Origin of the sequence: Pseudomonas paracarnis (assembly GCF_904063055.1) — a bacterium.
In the GTDB taxonomy this organism is placed as follows: domain Bacteria; phylum Pseudomonadota; class Gammaproteobacteria; order Pseudomonadales; family Pseudomonadaceae; genus Aquipseudomonas; species Aquipseudomonas paracarnis.
On sequence record NZ_CAJFCN010000001.1, the window covers coordinates 293,916 to 311,162 of the forward strand.

Annotated in this window: 8 protein-coding genes; 3 read left to right on the forward strand and 5 right to left on the reverse strand. The window is 61.1% G+C overall.

The features are described from left to right. Nucleotides 1–171: 171 nt before the first annotated feature. Complete coding sequence (locus JMV15_RS01315) at nucleotides 172–4,764, forward strand: coiled-coil domain-containing protein (protein WP_201491233.1); 4,593 nt, start codon at nucleotides 172–174, stop codon at nucleotides 4,762–4,764. A gap of 345 nt (nucleotides 4,765–5,109) precedes the next feature. Beyond that, on the forward strand, nucleotides 5,110–6,528 hold the full coding sequence (locus JMV15_RS01320; RefSeq protein ID WP_014717102.1) for an amino acid permease: 1,419 nt from the start codon (nucleotides 5,110–5,112) through the stop codon (nucleotides 6,526–6,528). A 41-nt stretch (nucleotides 6,529–6,569) separates the two neighbouring features. Here JMV15_RS01320 and JMV15_RS01325 read toward each other — a convergent pair whose 3' ends face one another. The 5 genes from JMV15_RS01325 to JMV15_RS01345 form a co-directional block, all read right to left on the reverse strand. Then, the gene (locus JMV15_RS01325) at nucleotides 6,570–13,064 is read right to left on the reverse strand and encodes an NEL-type E3 ubiquitin ligase domain-containing protein (protein ID WP_201491234.1); all 6,495 of its coding nucleotides are present in this window, start codon (nucleotides 13,062–13,064) and stop codon (nucleotides 6,570–6,572) included. Nucleotides 13,065–13,129: 65 nt separating this feature from the next. Beyond that, the gene (locus tag JMV15_RS01330) at nucleotides 13,130–14,260 is read right to left on the reverse strand and encodes an OpgC family protein (RefSeq protein WP_102666051.1); all 1,131 of its coding nucleotides are present in this window, start codon (nucleotides 14,258–14,260) and stop codon (nucleotides 13,130–13,132) included. A 125-nt stretch (nucleotides 14,261–14,385) separates the two neighbouring features. Beyond that, entirely contained in the window at nucleotides 14,386–14,682 is a 297-nt protein-coding gene (locus JMV15_RS01335; RefSeq protein ID WP_014717105.1) for a cupin domain-containing protein, read from the reverse strand. Between the two features lie 60 nt (nucleotides 14,683–14,742). Then, nucleotides 14,743–15,027: a putative quinol monooxygenase gene (locus JMV15_RS01340; RefSeq protein ID WP_014717106.1), complete on the reverse strand. Its 285-nt coding sequence runs from the start codon at nucleotides 15,025–15,027 to the stop codon at nucleotides 14,743–14,745. 12 nt (nucleotides 15,028–15,039) lie between these two features. Beyond that, nucleotides 15,040–16,659, reverse strand: a complete 1,620-nt coding sequence (locus JMV15_RS01345; protein WP_201491235.1) for an FMN-binding glutamate synthase family protein — start codon at nucleotides 16,657–16,659, stop codon at nucleotides 15,040–15,042. Between the two features lie 302 nt (nucleotides 16,660–16,961). Between JMV15_RS01345 and JMV15_RS01350 the strand changes: the two genes are divergently transcribed. Continuing rightward, a complete protein-coding gene (locus JMV15_RS01350; RefSeq protein ID WP_014717108.1) occupies nucleotides 16,962–17,234 on the forward strand; it encodes a type B 50S ribosomal protein L31 in 273 nt (90 codons plus the stop codon). Nucleotides 17,235–17,247 lie beyond the last annotated feature (13 nt).

Consider the following 17,247-nt stretch of genomic DNA (forward strand, 5'->3'; position numbering starts at 1 on the left):
CCATTCTTATAGATTGATCGGACTTGTCTGAAGCGTAGACGCTGATTGACTGCACTACGAAGTTTGTAGGGCGCTAAAGATCGAGTCGTCAGACGGGAGGGTAGATAACTACCGCGTCGCCAGGATGGCAGCGGGTAGCGTTCGTGATTTAAACCATCATAGAGCTCTGCCATGACCCTTTCCGACACCGCTTCAGGCTCGCCGCGCCAAGCCACCATTGAGCAAATCCAAACCTTGTTCGGCGAGCCGCCGAGCCTGCTCACAGTCGCGAACGACAGTGTCCAGGCTTATCTGGACGAGCATTTGGGCGCTGGAAAATGGCAGGTTGGCTTGATTTACATCGCCACCCCGACCGATGACGACGACGCGCTGGCCTACCGGTCTTTGCCCGAGTGGGTGCTGCAACGCTTGGCCAGCAGCAAGCCCTTGCTGTTGGTGGCGGACTATCACGTCGTGGTGCAGCGCGTGCGGGAAGTGTTTGTGGTCGGTGGCCCGACCCTCAGCGAGCTGGAGCCGCTGCTCAATCGCTGCGGCGCGGGGTTGTTGGGGGCGTATGCACAGCGCTTGCAAGCCTGGTGGCGTGAGGCGTTGCCGGTGGAGATGACGCGTTGGGGCTACCTGTCGGATGATCTGCTGACGTTGCTGTACGATGCCGGCAAACCACCTGGTTTCAATGACGAGGGGTTTGCCCGGCTGTTCCCCAAGACCCTGCTGCACCCGACGCGGCCCGACCGCGAGTGGAGCGCCCACGGTGAGGCGTTGCGTGTACAGGCGGTGTTCCTGGCCGGCGCGACGCCGCTGATGTTGCCGTTGCTGATCCTCAGCCACGGGCAACAGACGTTGCTGTTCAGCCCGGCCAGCGGTGTTCATCCATTGGGCAGCATTGACGATGTGGCGGCGCTGTTACCGGCCTGTGTGCCCGAAGACGCCGACACTGAGCAGTGGTTTGCCCAGGACGTGGAAAGCGATCCCTTCGATGCGTTGGCCGCCAGTTACCTGGCGCTGCAGCTGCGGGAAATCGATCGCATCGACCGCAACCTGCCCCTGGCGCCGGGCCAGCACCAAGCGTTGCTTGCGTACATCACCAACCCCCACCGCTGGTTTGTTGCGCACCTGAGTGCAGGCCAGCGCAAGCTGCGTGAGGCCCTGCCGTTGTGGCTGGTCCATGCCAACCGTGACGACAGCATCACCTACGCACGTCTGGTCCAGGCGCTGGTGCTGGCCCGTGAGCACAGTGGCGGGCAACATTTTCTGGACGGGATTGATTCAATTCAGGTGTTTGCCGACCGGGCCTTGCGCACTTGCCTGCAAGCCGAACCCGCCACCAAAACAGTACGGCCCGCCGACGTTCAGTTGACCTTCAACCGCGTGATCGCTGCGGCGATTCCAGTCCCAGGGGGCTTTGTCGCCGGTGAAGTCGACCCGGTCACGGTGAGCCTGACCGAGCTGGCCCTGGAAAACCTGGCCGGCTTCCCGCACACCGTCACCGAGATCACCCTCAAGGGTGCCCAAGCCCCCGAGTGGTTGACCTATGGCCTGCTTCAAGGTTGTGTGGAAAAAGCCGATGTGGGCCAGGCCTACCCGGATCTATTGAAGAAAAAACTGCTGGATGACCCGTTGGAACGCAGTCGTCGCTCAGGGTTGTTCACCCGCCAGTTACGGGTGCAACTGCCGATGCTGGCGCTGGAACTGAAACTCAAAGGTGAGCACGGCCTGACTCAGGAAGGTGTCGACCGCGTACAGGCCGCGTTGCAAGCCAGCCTTGCCGAGCGCAAGGTGCAAGGCCAGGCGATGACGTTGTGGCCGCTGGCATTCAAGGCTTCGCCTGAGGCTGCGCAGGATGTGGTCACTAATCACTTCATCATTGGGCCGGCTACCGGGAACGCTGGCGTTCATCTGCTGTACCGGCCCTTGCTCAAGCCGATGTTGCAAGGGTTCGAGTCGATCAAGGCTTTGTTTGACGCCATCAAGGCTAACGGCCCGCTGCAGGATGACGTGCTGACGTGGCTCGCCCCGGCACGCCAGGCGGTATATGCCAACGGCGGCTTCCTTGAACCGCATATCCGCCGCTTTTTACCCGGTGATGAATTTACGCTGTACGAGAAACCTGCCCCGGTCCAGCTCAGCAAACAATTGAACGACGAGGACGCTTGCAGCCTGGTCTTTGAGGGCACGGCCCAGGCCCTGGTGGCTCTGGCTGATCGGCAATCGGTATCGAATGCCGAGCAGCGCTGGGCCAGGCTTAAAGAGGTGGGGTGGCTGCTGTTTGGCAGCGTGCTGCCGTTTGCCAGCGGGCCCTTGCAACTGGGGGGGTGGCTGGTGCAACTGATCGACAGCCTGCAGCAAGACATTCAGGACTTGGCCAGCCAGGATGAACAGGTCAGGAACAAAGCGGTCATGGACGTGTTAAGCAATCTGATGGTTGTCCTTGCCCATCAAGCCACGCCCCATGATCCTTTACCGCCATTGCAGCTGGAGCATCCGGTGTTCGCCCCCCTGGCCCGAGCCACTGCCACCACCAGGGTGCCCACACGTGGCGCACCGCCCGTGACGTTCAGCTCGCCGACCCGTTGGAGTAACGCCCGCGATACCCTGACCGCCGCGCAACATGCACGGGCCCGTACCTTGAGCCTGGGCGCGTTCTCAGGCGGCTGGGACCACGCCGAGTCAAGCGGCCCGCGCCGTGGCTTGTTGCGTGACACCGCTTATTCGCCGCCGCAATGGCGAGCCTTGGTGCGTGGGCATCTTTATCGGGTGGTGGACGAGTCGGGCGCGTGGCGGGTGATCAGCGCCGATGGTGCCCAGAAAGGGCCGTGGCTCAAGCCGTTGGGGGACGGGCATTGGGATTTCGATGGGCGCTTGCGCTTGGTCGGCGGCAATGCCGATGCGGCGATGGAGGCTCAGTTGCAGGCGCTGGAGCTTTCACTGCCACGCCTTGAAGAACAGTACCGTGAGGCTGGACGTTCGCGTGCCAAAGCGGCTGCCGCCATGCAGGTGGCGCGCAAGCTGGTGGTTGAGTCCAAAGATATAATCGACGCCCAACAGCTTGCCAGGCTTGAGCAGCGTTACCAGCAGGAACTGCGCAACAAGGTCGAGTTTTCCGAGAAGGAACTGCAACTGCTCATGCGTCTGCGGGCAATCAAGCCCCGTCCCCGTTACGAGGAAAATCTGTGTGAAATACTCGAGTCGCTGATTCTCACCTTGCGATTGATGGACGCTGACACCCGTGAGCGCATGATCCAGATCAATCGGCGGATCAAACCTTTGTTGGATCTGCTGCAAGACGAAACCGATGACGAAGCCGGCTCCGACCTTAACCGTCAGGCCCATGCCAACCTGAAAAAAAACATGCGCGAACAGGTGACGGCCGAGGACGCAGCTATCAGCAATCGCAAGTTGGAAAGCGCCTATATGGAGCAGTTGAACAGCGTACCGCGCCTGGGCCGTGACAAAGCCCGGGCGCTGGACGCACAGCTGCCTTCGCGCCCCTCCATTCTGGATTTGCAGGCGTTGCAGGTCACCACGCTGTGGGGCATCACCATCGACATTGAAGGGCCGCCCCTGGAAGCAGAGTTTTTCGACAGCTTGAACCGGGTGATCAATCGGGCCCGTTGGGCCAGCCGCTCCCTGGCCGAATTGGAGAACCTGACCACCACTGTTGAGGAGCGTATCGAACTGCTTAAAAGCCTCAGTCATGTCTACGCGGTGACCGACGACCATATTCAGTTCTGGCGAGCCATGGCACCGGACACCTTTGACTTGCCCAACCTGGAAAAGCTGCAGGCGCTGTTGGCCGACCTGCACCAGCAAGCCAATGGGCAACTGGCTGATCTGCTGGCACCGTTGCCTGGCGGCAGACAACCCAGACAACCCAGGCCGCCCAGCGCAGCAGGGACGCGGGTCAAAAAGATCATCCGCACCCGTAACCGGGATGTTTATGTGGCACGCATCAAGACGCCAGCGGGCACGGCAGAGCTGGTGGATGACAAAGGCAGTGTGCTTGCCACCTTCACCGAGGCTGAAGACGGCATATGGGAGCCGGTTGAGCCTGCGCCCCAGCGCACGGCCAACCCACAATTGGGCGCGCTGCTGAACAAGGGCCAGCGATTGTTGGAAGATGTCGATATCGCCATCCTCAAGGTGCAGGCCTTGGCCAGCCAATGCGAGCCTTCATCTCTGCAAGCCTTACTGGCGGCTCAGGCCAACAGCCGGCGGATGGTCGCTGCGGATATCGACAAGAAACTGCTGACCTTGAACCCGTCACGGCTGAAGCCTACCCAGCAAAACACGGCGAGAGTGCGTGCCACCCAGTTGCGTGCCGCCGCGCTGCGGTTGGACGCAGCGGGTGTGGAGGCGCGGGTGCGCGCGAGCAAGCTGAAGTTGAGTCGCGCCGAAGACGTGGACTTTCTGCACGGGCTCAATGAAGTTCGCATCGTTCGCCAAGACGCGCGCGTGCCCATCAAGGACAAAGCCCGGGATTTTATCCAAGTGTATGTCGTGCTGGATACGGACACTGGGCTGCCCCTGTGTTACGCGCATTTTCACTATGAAAACCGCCAGGGGCCGGACGACCACTACACCGCTGCCCACCTTAAGAGCCCTGAACAGGAACGCCTCGGGCGCCAGGCCCAGGCCCAGGCCGAAGCCCAGGCGTTCGCGCGGATTCGCACCGGCCAGACCGGCCGTGTACAGCAGACCCTGGAGATCGAACGGGCGAGCATTTCCAGGCTGTTGGCGCGGCGTTTGTTCTTCAGTGTTGACTGACTGCCAAGGTGGGCTCGCTCGCGCCTGCGGCGGATGAGCGAGCCCAACCGGTAACAGGTTATGCAATACTCTGCGCCGTTTTACCCTGGGAAGGCCGGTTTAGAGGCCTGGTACTTCCCCCGCCCAAGGACTTTTTTACGGGGCATATCGCCAAATTTGTGTGTTTATAGAGTGAAATATCCTACCGCTTGCTTTTTATACTGACGCCCCGCTGACCTGGCCGCCTACGCCCGCCAGGCGGGTTTGCCCACGAGGCAGACCCGGTCAAGCCGGTGTATCGGCCTACACGCTGCTGCACCACAGGCTCGGTGGCTTAATCCAATAACAAAATGAGGTTGTATCCCTATGCCTGTCGGCAAACCACTGCCCCCTGGCGAGACCGCTCAAGGCGGACCGCTCAAACGCGAACTCGGTGAACGGCATATTCGCCTGATGGCGCTTGGCGCCTGCATCGGTGTGGGCCTGTTCCTGGGTTCGGCCAAGGCGATTGAAATGGCCGGCCCGGCGATCATGCTCTCGTACATCATCGGTGGCCTGGCCATTCTGGTGATCATGCGCGCCCTCGGTGAAATGGCGGTACACAACCCCGTGGCCGGTTCGTTCAGCCGCTATGCCCAGGATTACCTCGGGCCGTTGGCGGGTTTTCTCACCGGCTGGAACTACTGGTTCCTGTGGCTGGTGACCTGCGTCGCGGAAATCACCGCCGTAGCGGTGTACATGGGCGTCTGGTTCCCCGACACGCCGCGTTGGATCTGGGCCCTGGCGGCACTGATCAGCATGGGCACCATCAACCTGATCGCGGTAAAGGCTTTCGGTGAGTTCGAATTCTGGTTTGCACTGATCAAGATCGTCACCATCATTGCCATGGTAATCGGCGGCGTCGGCATCATTGCCTTCGGCTTCGGCAATGACGGCGTTGCACTGGGCATTTCCAACCTGTGGGCCCATGGCGGCTTCATGCCCAATGGCGTGCAGGGCGTGCTGATGTCATTGCAGATGGTGATGTTCGCCTACCTGGGCGTCGAGATGATCGGCCTCACCGCCGGTGAGGCGCGCAACCCGCAGAAGACCATCCCCAGCGCCATTGGCTCGGTGTTCTGGCGCATCCTGTTGTTCTACGTCGGCGCGTTGTTCGTGATCCTGTCGATCTACCCGTGGAATGAAATCGGCACCCAGGGCAGTCCGTTCGTGATGACCTTCGAGCGCCTTGGCATCAAGACTGCTGCCGGCATCATCAACTTCGTGGTGATCACCGCCGCGCTGTCCTCCTGCAACGGCGGTATCTTCAGCACCGGGCGCATGCTCTATAGCCTGGCGCAGAACGGCCAGGCGCCAGCTACCTTTGGCCAGACCTCCAGCAATGGCGTGCCGCGCAAGGCGCTGCTGTTGTCAATCTTTGCCTTGCTGCTCGGCGTATTGCTCAACTATCTGGTACCGGACCAGGTGTTCGTCTGGGTGACCTCCATCGCCACCTTCGGCGCGATCTGGACCTGGCTGATGATCCTGCTGGCTCAGCTCAAGTTCCGCAAAGGTTTGAGCCCTGCCGAGCAGGCAGGCCTCAAGTACCGCATGTGGCTGTACCCGGTCAGCTCCTACCTGGCGCTGGCGTTCCTGGTACTGGTGGTGGGCCTGATGGCGTACTTCCCGGACACCCGCGTGGCCTTGTATGTGGGGCCTGCGTTCCTGGTATTGCTGACTGTGCTTTACCATGTGTTCAAATTGCAGCCAACGGCTACCCATAGCACTGCAACGCGCTCGGTTTAACCTGTTGCAACGGCCTGCCGCAGCAGGCGGGCCGTTTTCTTTCAGGGCCGGGTGATTGACGCCCGTATGGCTTGCGTCAGTTGTCGCAGCAGCGAGGCCAACTCCTCCTTTTCATCGTCGATGATTGCCTGGCGCCGGTCCAGGTAGGCGTCCGAGCGTCTGTCCAATTCCTCCCGATTAAGCCTTTCGATTTTGTGGCGCGTGGTGTCCCGAATGGCCGTGAATGGCTCTGGCAGGTGGCGCGTCATGAACTCGATCCAGAAGGGTTCGGTCATCAGCGCTTCGTACGCGGCGTCGGTGTTCTTGAGCGCTTGCAGCCGCTGGCGAGCGCGGGTGACGTCTGCGGCGCTGACCCAGCTGTCGACCGAGTACAGCATTTCCTCGCGACCTACCGGCAGGCTGAACTCCTGAGCCAGCGCTATGCGCAAGTAAAGCTTGATTTCAACGTCGTCCGGGTTTTTGTCAGCGGCACGCAGCGCCAGAATATGTTCCTCGGCGAATTGGTCCAGTTCACGCAGGAAGAATACGCTGATGCTCAGTTCCATCAGTTCGCGGCTGGCTTGCAGAGTGGCGGGTTGCACCTTGGCCTGGTGACGCCGGTGCGCGATTTCCATATCAATGAAGGTCAACAGCGCACCGTCGCCGCAGGTGCCTGCCAGGTAGGTGTTGAGGAAGATTTCATTGCGCAATTCAGTGGAGTTGCCCATGGCCTCCATCAGTTTCCAGACGCGTTCGGTCAGTGCTGGGCGCAGATGCGTATTGCGGTAGGCATAAGCGCTGGTCAAATCCCGGAATACCCGAAAGGCGTCATCGGGCCTGGGCTCTTCGATCTGCAGCAGTTGGTCCCAGAGGGTGCGGCGTTGTGCGTGTTCAGCCTGCGGTATGCCGCTCAACCAATCGGAACAATCTGCCGGGAGGAGTTGATGGACAATTCCGGGTAGTGGCCCACCGGCGGTGTTCCCGGTGCGCAGGCGGTATTCACCTATCAATGCCAGGGACTCGGCATTCAGCGGGTTGTCATGCAAATTGATATTGCGGCTGGAGCGGACCCTTCGATCGGATTGGAACAGGGTCGGCGGTAACGTCGTCAGTTGATTCTCCTGCAGCAGCAGTTGGGTCAGGAGAGGCCTGCTTTCAGCTCCGGCGGGCCATTGATCGAGCTGGGTGTTACGCAGGTTGAGGATTCGTAAACGCTCCATGGCGCTGACGTCCGGAGCCAGGCGCAACGGGTTGTCGTTCAGGTTCAACTCCTGCAACGCCGTCATTTGCCCCAAGCGTTGGCGAGCCTCCTCGGTCAAGGTGATGTTGTTGCCACCCAGATTCAGAATTTGCAGCTGGCGCATCTGGGTGATTTCGACGGGCAGCTCGTTGAGCAGGCAATCGATATTCAGCGTACGCAGATTGGAAAAGCGACTCAGAAAGGCGTTGCCGGTGGGCGGGAAAGCATTGCCCGAGATGTTCAGGTATTCAATGTGTTCAAAGCCCCGTGTTCCCAGGATGAAGTCGGCGTCGGGCAGGTTGTTGTCATCCAGACGCAGGATCATACAGTGCGTATCGAACTGGCCGTGGATATGGCCGCGCCAGGTTTCCCGGCGCCAGGCCCGACGAATGTGCTGGGCCAGGTGGCGCCGCCGGCCCATGTTCAGCCCCAAGGGGTCGGTGGCAGAGTCGTCAATGGGCTGCGGGGTTTCTGCCCACCGGGTCAAACCGTAATCCAGGCTGGCGTATTCGACTCTGCGCCGTTCCAGTTCCAGCAGCAGGGCGGGTTGTGACAGGCCCAGTGAGTCGATCAGATCACCGGCGTGCATCGCATTGAGGCTGGGGTAGAGCGCCTGGACTTTGCTGATCAGGTCTGGCGACCGAAGGGGGCGGGCTGGCCACAGGTTTTGCAGCGAAAGCGGGTACACCACGAACGAGCTGTTTACCTGCATGGGCGGCTGCAGCCATGGCGGAATATGGGGCAGGTCGAGCAACCGTTTGATCGACACCCGCTGGTTGAGCGCCAGGTCGACGATACGCGCCTGCAGCGCCGTTGGGTCCAGCCGGTCAGCCACGCCCAAGGCCTCGCATTCGCGTGTCGACAGCAGCAGGATAATCGCGCTCAACAGGTCACAGGTACTGTCTGCCGGATCGTGGAGTGAACGGCCTTGTGCGTCGAGCGCACGGTAACGCCCACCCTCCCGGATAAGTGAGCGGCGATCGGTGCCGTTCAGATTACCGCCGCTCTCGAGCAGGCGCCCCGGGTCGCGTTCAGAGTGAACATCCAGGCGCAATTGTGCAGGCCAGCCCGGAAGGGTTTTGAGCAAGTGCAGGATGATGGAGTCGCTGTCGGGGTTCATCAGGGTGGTCAGGTACAGGCCTTCATACGCACGGTTGAGGCGCAGGTCGTTGGCGGTCAGCCGGGCTTGTTCGGCCAGGCGCAGGCCGACCTGATCCTTGTCCTGGAGCTGGCGCTGTTCTTTGAGCGTGGCCTGGCCGAGGATGGCCCTGACGGCACTGACGGGCAGATGGGGATGCTGAGCTTTCAGGCGCGTCTCCAGAAGTGTGCCGGGCTGTTCGCTTTGCGTGTAAAACTGCTCGAACAACTGGGCCCGTTCCTGGTAGGCGTACTCGGCGATTTTCTTTGCCAACTTGAACTGGCGTTCTTGCACGGTGCCTGGCAGTTCCCCCAGCAGTGCCTGGACCAGGGTGTCATTGAGTGCCGCATCGTGCAGCGGCGTCGGCCCTCGGGCGTCGGCTTCTGAAATCAAGATCTTCTCTATGGGGTTTTTGACCCTGGCCGGGTATTGCGCCAGTACTTGGCGTTGTCTGCCCACCACTTGCAACACATGGGTCTCAGGCCAGCCCGGCAGCAGGCTCAGCAACATCAATTGCAGGGTCGGGCGGGCGTTGTGGCGGGCTGACGCCGTGCGCATGGCCTCGATGAAGTGCAGGATTTGCCGCTCGATAGCCACCCGCTTACGGGTATCGGCAAGCAGCGGCGGTGGCGGCAGGCCGGCGCTGTGCACTTCACGCAGGGCCCGAGCCGGGGTATCGGTGATGGCGAGGATGCGTGCCGAGGTTGGCCGGTCGATGTGGAGCTCTTGCGGGCCCAGGCGATAGAGCAATGCATGGTCATCCCAGCTAAGCGGGTCTTCGCTGGCCAAGCGCCAGGCACCGTGGCCATTGTGTTCGAGCCGTGGTGTATCGACGCCGACTTTCTGCGGATGCTTGAGCCGCCACTTGAGCACTTGTTGATCGAATGTGATCGGATACAGCGAGCCGTAGAGGGCAATCAACTGCTGGTCTCGCCATTGATAGATGCCCTCGGCGTTGGCCTGCACGTGCGCCGGCAGCAGCACATTCTGTTCGTACTGCCCCAGAGAACCGTTGAGCAGGCTGACACCTTCGGGGCCGCGCCGTTCGCTCATCAGGTCGCCCAGGGTTTTGCGCAGGCCCTTGGCATCGGTGTCGGCGGTCATGCCCAATTGGGTGCGTTCGTGAGGTTGCAGCACCGAGGCAATGGCCAGGTAAAAACTGTCGGTGGTGGGCGATACAGGAATGGTGCCGCCGTTGCGCATGTCATACGCTTCGTAGCGGCCTTCGCCGTAATGGCGCAGTTCAACGGTGGTGTCATCGGGCCCCGTCGAGACATAGGGCCGGGTGATAACGCCATCGACGACCTCGGTCACTACGAAAGCGCGGTTGAGCCGCGTGCGTAGCAGGCTGGATGCAAACTCCCGGGCCCACTGGTCGTTGTCTGGATTGAACGGGCGCGAATGGTACAGGCCGTCGATGGCGGCATCGAGACGCAACGCGATGCGGTGTTGTTCCAGCCCTTGATGGACTGTGGGTGGCAGGGTGGCGTCCTGTAAAAAGCGTGCTTGCTGCTCTGAGGTCAGTGGGTGTTGCTTAAGCAGTTGTGCCAGGTTGGCTGGCGTGAGCGGGGGATAGCGTTCGTGCAGTTTTCGCAGCAATGGCGTGATCGCTACCAGCGGTTGAGCCACCCTGGTGGGTACAAGCGAACGGGCCGGATGGTCCGCAGGCATTTCGTGGCGGGCGTAACCGGCGAAACGAGTCATGGCGTTGAACAGGTCGGCACGTCGGGCCTGGGCCAGGGCGCTGATTTGCAGGCGCAAGCGGGCGATACGCTGGGTATTGTTGAGCAGCGGGCTACCGGCCTTGCCCAATACGGAACCGGCGGGTTGCTGACGCAGGATCAGCTCAAACAGTGCCTGCCTCGTCGTTTCGCTGTCAGCAGGATCATCAAGCCCCGCGTAGCGGCCATCGTCGCGCCGCTTGATATTAATGGCCGTGGTCGTCTGCTCACTGGCGCTGTAGGTTTCGCTCAGATTGCCTTGGCCGTCATACACATTGATTGCCGCGCCCGCCGGCCACTCCGGTAATTGAGTCAGCAGGCACAGCACGGCACCGTCGGCGTGGGGCGGCATGTGGCCGCGTCGATGAAAGGTGTGGATGAGTTGTTCGATCACACGGTCGGCCTGCAGTCGACGCACCCCTTCGGTAAGGTTGACCGGCGTCGGCTGGCCTGCCCAGATACCATCCAGGGTACTGCGGCTGGTGGCCGTGCTGCGCAGCAGGTTTTCCATGGACTCAATGGGCACGGCGGCAGCGCCATTGGGCAGCATGCGTTCGGCCAATTGCACGTTGGACAGGGTGTGTGCGTTTTGCAGGTCCAGCGTCCACGCGTCCAGGTGCGGGGTGAACACAATCGGTGGGGCAAAGCCGCCCTGGTGGTCGTTCTTGAGCACAAAGCGCATCAGGCGGTTGTCGTAGCCCACCTCCACCACGTGTTTTTGCTCGGCCGCTTGAAGCCACACGTACTGTTTGCCCCTGAGCGAATAGATCCCCTGGGCATTGGCTATCTGGCCGTTGAGCAGGTGCTGGTCGAGGATCGCGTAGGGGCTGATGTCGGGTTTCCACAGCGCAGGGCTGCCATCGTTGCGCGTGACTTTGCGCGGGTTGCCCAGTTGCTGGAGCAACTGGTTCATGCGGCGACGATGTACTCGGCCGGCGGTAGAGATCAGCAGGCCGCTGATTGCCAGGTCGGCGACGTCACCTATCGCGGCGGCAAAGGTACTGGCCTCGCCCTTGAGCGCTTCGTTGACGCCCTGCGTGACGCTGTGGGCCAGGCTGCCGAATACCGCCACTTGCATGACCCGGTTCAAGCCGGTGACGCCGCCCGGTACAGGCGTCAGCAACAATTCCAGGACTTCGGCGGCAATCGCGGCGGCGCCATCGATGACGGCTTGCACGTCGCGGTCCGTACGGGTATTGGCCAATGTGGCCAGGTTGGACTGCAATTGTTGCACCATCGAGGCGGTCAAAGTGTCGACCACTGAAACGGGACGCGGGCTCTTGGGCACGGGTGTGAAGCGCAGGTCAGCCAGCGTGTGCTCGGGGAACAGGTAGTGCAGGCTGTCGTACAGAAAAGCGGCAGCGGCAGACAAACCCTCGGGGCGCTCTTGCGCGTACAACAGGCGTTTGAACTCGTTGAGTTCGGTGATCGGCAACTGGCGAGAAAACCAGCCCAGGTCGTGTTTGCGATGGCTTTCTTTGAGTTGCGCCAGAAATTGGGCATGGGCGCTGCGTGCATCGGGATGGAAACGCAGCGCGCCACCGGGGCGGAAAGGGAAGTAGGAGACTACTCCAAGGCTGGCGACCGGAATCAGCAGCAGCGGCAATGGAACAGCGCTGGCGGGCGGCGTGAGGGTGACCTGCGGAAACACACCTGACGGTTTGCTCAGTGCCAATTGCTCAATGTGCTGGACCGTTTCATCCTTGTCGATGGCCTCGATCAACGTGTTGTAAAGCCCAAGGGTCAGGCCAGAGCTGCGGCGATTGCGATAGGCTTCTAGGGCCTCGAAGCGCAGGCAGGCGCGTGCACTGGTGCGCAACAGGGCATGCAGGTTGCCGTCCGGGCGCAACTGCGCATTGAGGGTTGCTTGCAGCGCGCCGCCCAGGTCCAGCTCGCGGGTGATCGCGATAAACGACTCCACCGTCAGCGACTTGTCGTGGCTGCCGGACAGGTAGGAAGCGTCGACGAATGTGTGGCCGGAAGCCTGGCGCGTCTGGGTGGCGAAACTGAAGTTCAGGCACGCGGCTTCCCACAATGACATCGTCGACAGGTGCGGCCGGTATTTCCATTCGTCATACGCCCTGCGAAAGCGCTTGGGGTTCAGGCCGTTGACCGTGCTGGCACGGGGCTCCCACGGGAGGGGCGGCGAGACCGGTTCCAGATAGCGTGTGTGCAGGTAGATTTTTTCTGGATCCTGGCCGCCGACCTTCGCCCTCAGGCGTGCCAGGCCCTGCGCCTTGAAGGTGCTGATCAGGGTGTTGTTGGCGGCTTCCACCGCCATGAGTGCGCGATGTGCCTCGCGCTGCAGCTTCACATACTCACGTTGTTGGGGGGGCGTGAGGCTGGCCAGGGTCTGGGCGACGGTGTCGCGGATCATTGCCAGGGCTTGTTGCCGGTTCCAGGACTCGCTGTCTTGCAAGGTCCCGGATAAACCGTTGAGCAGTAACTGGGTGGGCATGGCGCCATTTCCTTTCACGGTGAGGTGGAAGGGCAATGGAACCATCCCGCTGATGGGCGCCGTGGCTAACTATGTAGCGATGCGGCGCGGGCGGCGGCGCGTTGGTTCAGTTGCTTATTCACGTCCAGCCACCCCGCGAGTGCCGCCATCAGCGCCGCCCCTGCCAGGGCCGTGGTCAGCTTGATCGCCAGGGAGTCGCCGGCCATGGCATTGAGCATATCGGCCAACGGTGCCAACACCACCCCCAGGCAAAACACTTCCAGTGAATAACGCCCCATCCGCGCCAGTTGTCGGGCCAGCCACTGTTGCGTCCAGCCGACATCGGGAAGGAGTTTGGCGGTGACGTAGGCCAAGGCCAGGAAGTGCAGCAGGCGCACGGGGGACAGGTCAGTCTTGCTGATCGGGTACAGCCATTCGCCAATCGCCCTCGGCATCCAGGCGTCGTGCACCTCGGGCCAGCGCCACGACAAGGTGATCACGCAGGTCACCAACACGTAGACCGCAGCGGCCACCAATAGCGGTTGGCGCAGCAGCGGGCGTGCATCGACCGGGCCTGGCGAACGCAAGGCCGACGCACCGCCGAGGATAAACAGGCATTGCCAGGTGACAGGGTTGAAGTACCACACGCCGCCGTTGCTGGCCGGCAGGTTCCAGCCTTGCCAAGGCGCCAGCAGATACACCGCTAACGATATCGCCACCATCAGCGTGGGCGCTCGCACCAGCAGCGGCAGGGTAATGGGCAGGCTCATCATCAGCACGATATACAGCGGCAATGGGTCGGTCAGGTTGGGTTTGAAGCGCAGCAACAGCTCATCGAGCAGGGCCTGCTGGGTGTGAGTGAGGAAATACTCGAGGCCCATCTCCTGCACCAGATCGCGGGTTTCGATATGGCTGTTGGCAAAAATCACGATGCCCATCAACAACGCCAACAGGAAAATATGCACCACGTAAAGCGTCCATACCCGGCGCAGGACCTTCACGCAGGCAAACACGTAGCCGTCGCGCAGCAGGATCTTGCCGTAGGCCAGCACCGCCGCGTAGCCGGCCAGGAACACGAAGATTTCGGCGGCGTCACTGAAGCCGAAATTCTGCACGGTGACATTGGCCAGGGGGTTGTGAGGCACGTGATCCCAGAAAATGAAGATCAACGCCAGGCCCCGAAAAAAATCGATGCGCGGGTCGCGTCCGTTCAGCATGGCAGCGGGCTCTTGAACAAGTAGTTGATTGACGATAGGTGAGCGTGGGCGTCGCCGCACGTAGGGCGGGCGCAGGTTGGCGGTATTTGTAAGCAATTGCAAAGGCTGGGTATTACTGAATGTCTCTAGAGATCAATGATCACCAGGGTGCCCTGGCTGCCTATGAGCACACCGTGGGCAGTGCCGGCTTCCACCAGGTACATCTGGCCGGCGTCCACCCTGATGGCTTGATCACCGATGCGCAGGTGCAAGTACCCGCTGATCACCAACAACCCTTCGTTGTAGTCGTGGGTCTCTTCCTCGTACGCCTGTTCATCCATGCGCAGTACTTTGATCCGCGCCGGGCCAACCTGGCCCAGACGTGTGGATGTCCAACTGTCGGGCAGTTGCGCGGCGATAGCGACGAAGTCCAATAACGGCATGTGAATCTCCTTGTTTCAACGATGCCGTCGGTGGTCCGGTTCAGCAGGCGGCGGGTCTTGTCAGAAAGCGTCCATCAACAAGACCCGGCATGGCTTGGCTTGATGCTCATTGATCTGGGGCACCAACCGGGTGAAGTGCTCGGTCTGGCAGTGCGCATCCAGCGCCGCTTGATCCGGCCATTGCTCGATAAAAATGAAGTGCCCGGGGTCTTTTTGATCGACAAACAAGTCGTAGGCAATGCACAGCGGTTCCTGGCGGGTTTTTTCCACCAGTTCGGCGTACCAGGGGCGCACGGTTTCCACATGTTCGGGCTTGATAAAGTCCTCAGCGATGACTTTCAGCATGGCAGGCGTCCTTCAGGCTGCTGCGGTTTCATGAGGCTCGAAACTGTCCGCCCGCGCCATCTGCCACATGCGCGAATAGAACTCGCCATTCACTTCACCGGTGAGCAACTCCCCAGGCTTGAGGAACACATGCAACTGAGAGAACAGCTTGATCTCCGTCGCCGACATCCGACGTACCAAATGCTTGGCCGACAACTGCGACGGATGCTCCAGCCCGGCGGCGGCGAGCATTTCTGCCAGGGCGTGCAGCGTGTTGCGGTGGAAGTTGAACACGCGCTGGGCCTTGTCCGGCACCACCAGCGCGCGTTGGCGCAGCGGGTCTTGGGTGGCGACGCCAGTCGGGCATTTGTTGGTGTGGCATGACTGCGACTGAATGCAGCCAATGGCGAACATGAAACCACGCGCCGAGTTGGCCCAGTCGGCGCCGATGGCCAGGACGCTGGCGATGTCGAACGCACTGACAATCTTGCCGCTGGCACCCAGCTTGATCTTGTCGCGCAGGTTCAGGCCCACCAGGGTGTTGTGCACGAACAGCAAGCCTTCACGCAGTGGCACGCCAATATGGTCGGTGAACTCCACGGGGGCGGCGCCGGTGCCCCCTTCCTTGCCGTCCACCACGATAAAATCCGGAAGGATGCCGGTTTCGAGCATGGCCTTGGCGATGCCCATGAATTCCCACGGGTGGCCCAGGCAGAACTTGAAGCCCACCGGTTTGCCGCCGGACAGTTCGCGCAATTGGGCGATGAATTGCATCAGCTCGATGGGCGTGGAGAACGCACTGTGGCGTGACGGTGATATGCAGTCTTCGCCCATCATGATGCCGCGCGTATCGGCGATTTCCTGGGTGACCTTGTGCTTGGGCAGGATCCCGCCATGGCCGGGCTTGGCACCTTGGCTCATCTTGATTTCGATCATGCGCACTTGCGGGTTCTGGGCCTGCACGGCGAAGCGTTCGGGGTCGAAACGGCCGTCGCTGGTGCGGCAGCCGAAGTAACCGCTGCCCAGTTCCCAGGTCAGGTCGCCGCCGTTTTCTCGGTGATAGGGGCTGATGCTGCCTTCGCCGGTGTCATGGGCAAAGTTGCCGAGCTTGGCGCCGTGGTTGAGTGCCCGGATCGCGTTGGCGCTCAATGAGCCGAAACTCATGGCCGAGATATTGAACACCGACGCCGAGTATGGCTGTGCACACTGCGGGCCGCCGACCATCACGCGAAAGCTGCTGGGGTCGCTCAGTGGCGCAGGGCGCATGGAGTGGCCGATAAATTCAAAGCCTGACTGGTACACGTCAATCAGGGTGCCGAAGGGTTTGTCCGCCGTTTCGTTCTTGGCGCGCGAATACACCAGCGAGCGCTGGGCGCGGGAGAAGGGCAGGGCGTCGCTGTCGGACTCCAGCAGGTACTGGCGGATTTCCGGGCGGATGGTTTCTACCAGGTAACGGATATTGCCCAGGATCGGATAGTTACGGCGCACCGCATGGGGGCTTTGCAGCAGGTCGACAATGCCGATCAGGCTGAGTACGCCGGTGACCAGCGTGATCGGCCACAGCCATTCATGTTCGATAAAGGGGAGGGTGGCGAGGGTGAAAATGACGCACACAGCAAAGAAGGCGTAGCGGCTTAACAAGGACAGGCTCATACGGTTTCCTTGGGTTCGGACTCTTCAGGTCGATCCGCCATTCTGCGCCTGTCAGGAAACCATAGACAACCTGTGGGAATATTCAGTTTGGCAACGCGGGTGGGACAGACTGGCCTGGGATAGACATCTGTCGGCGCTTGATTCGGTTCAACCCTTGTCAGCATTGATAGTTTCGGGCGGCTCTCAGCATCGGCTTACTAGACGCAACAAGCCTAACCTTATTGCAAAAGGTTCTCGTTTGGATGCTTGATGTTGTGTTACTGTATAACAAATCAACCGCACCCAGACGCCCCGGAGGCCTCATGAAAGCTGGTATCCACCCCGACTACCGCACCGTGCTGTTCCACGACACTGCCGCCGACGTGTTCTTCCTCATCGGTTCCACCGCCGACAGTGATCGCACCCATAAGCACAGCGACGGCAACACCTATCCCTACATCCCGCTGGACGTCTCCAGCGCCTCGCACCCGGTCTACACCGGTCAGCAGCGCAAGACCCAGGCCGAAGGCCGGATTGCCGGGTTCAACAAGCGTTTTGCATCGTTTGGGTCGAGCCCGAAAAAAGCTGACGCATGAGCATGATTCGGCG

Coding starts and splice junctions, on each gene's coding strand:
- JMV15_RS01325 (WP_201491234.1), bottom strand. CDS start 13,064: ATGCCCACCCAGTTACTGCTCAACGGTTTATCCGGGACCTTGCAAGAC.
- JMV15_RS01330 (WP_102666051.1), bottom strand. CDS start 14,260: ATGCTGAACGGACGCGACCCGCGCATCGATTTTTTTCGGGGCCTGGCG.
- JMV15_RS01320 (WP_014717102.1), top strand. CDS start 5,110: ATGCCTGTCGGCAAACCACTGCCCCCTGGCGAGACCGCTCAAGGCGGA.
- JMV15_RS01340 (WP_014717106.1), bottom strand. CDS start 15,027: ATGCTGAAAGTCATCGCTGAGGACTTTATCAAGCCCGAACATGTGGAA.
- JMV15_RS01350 (WP_014717108.1), top strand. CDS start 16,962: ATGAAAGCTGGTATCCACCCCGACTACCGCACCGTGCTGTTCCACGAC.
- JMV15_RS01335 (WP_014717105.1), bottom strand. CDS start 14,682: ATGCCGTTATTGGACTTCGTCGCTATCGCCGCGCAACTGCCCGACAGT.
- JMV15_RS01315 (WP_201491233.1), top strand. CDS start 172: ATGACCCTTTCCGACACCGCTTCAGGCTCGCCGCGCCAAGCCACCATT.
- JMV15_RS01345 (WP_201491235.1), bottom strand. CDS start 16,659: ATGAGCCTGTCCTTGTTAAGCCGCTACGCCTTCTTTGCTGTGTGCGTC.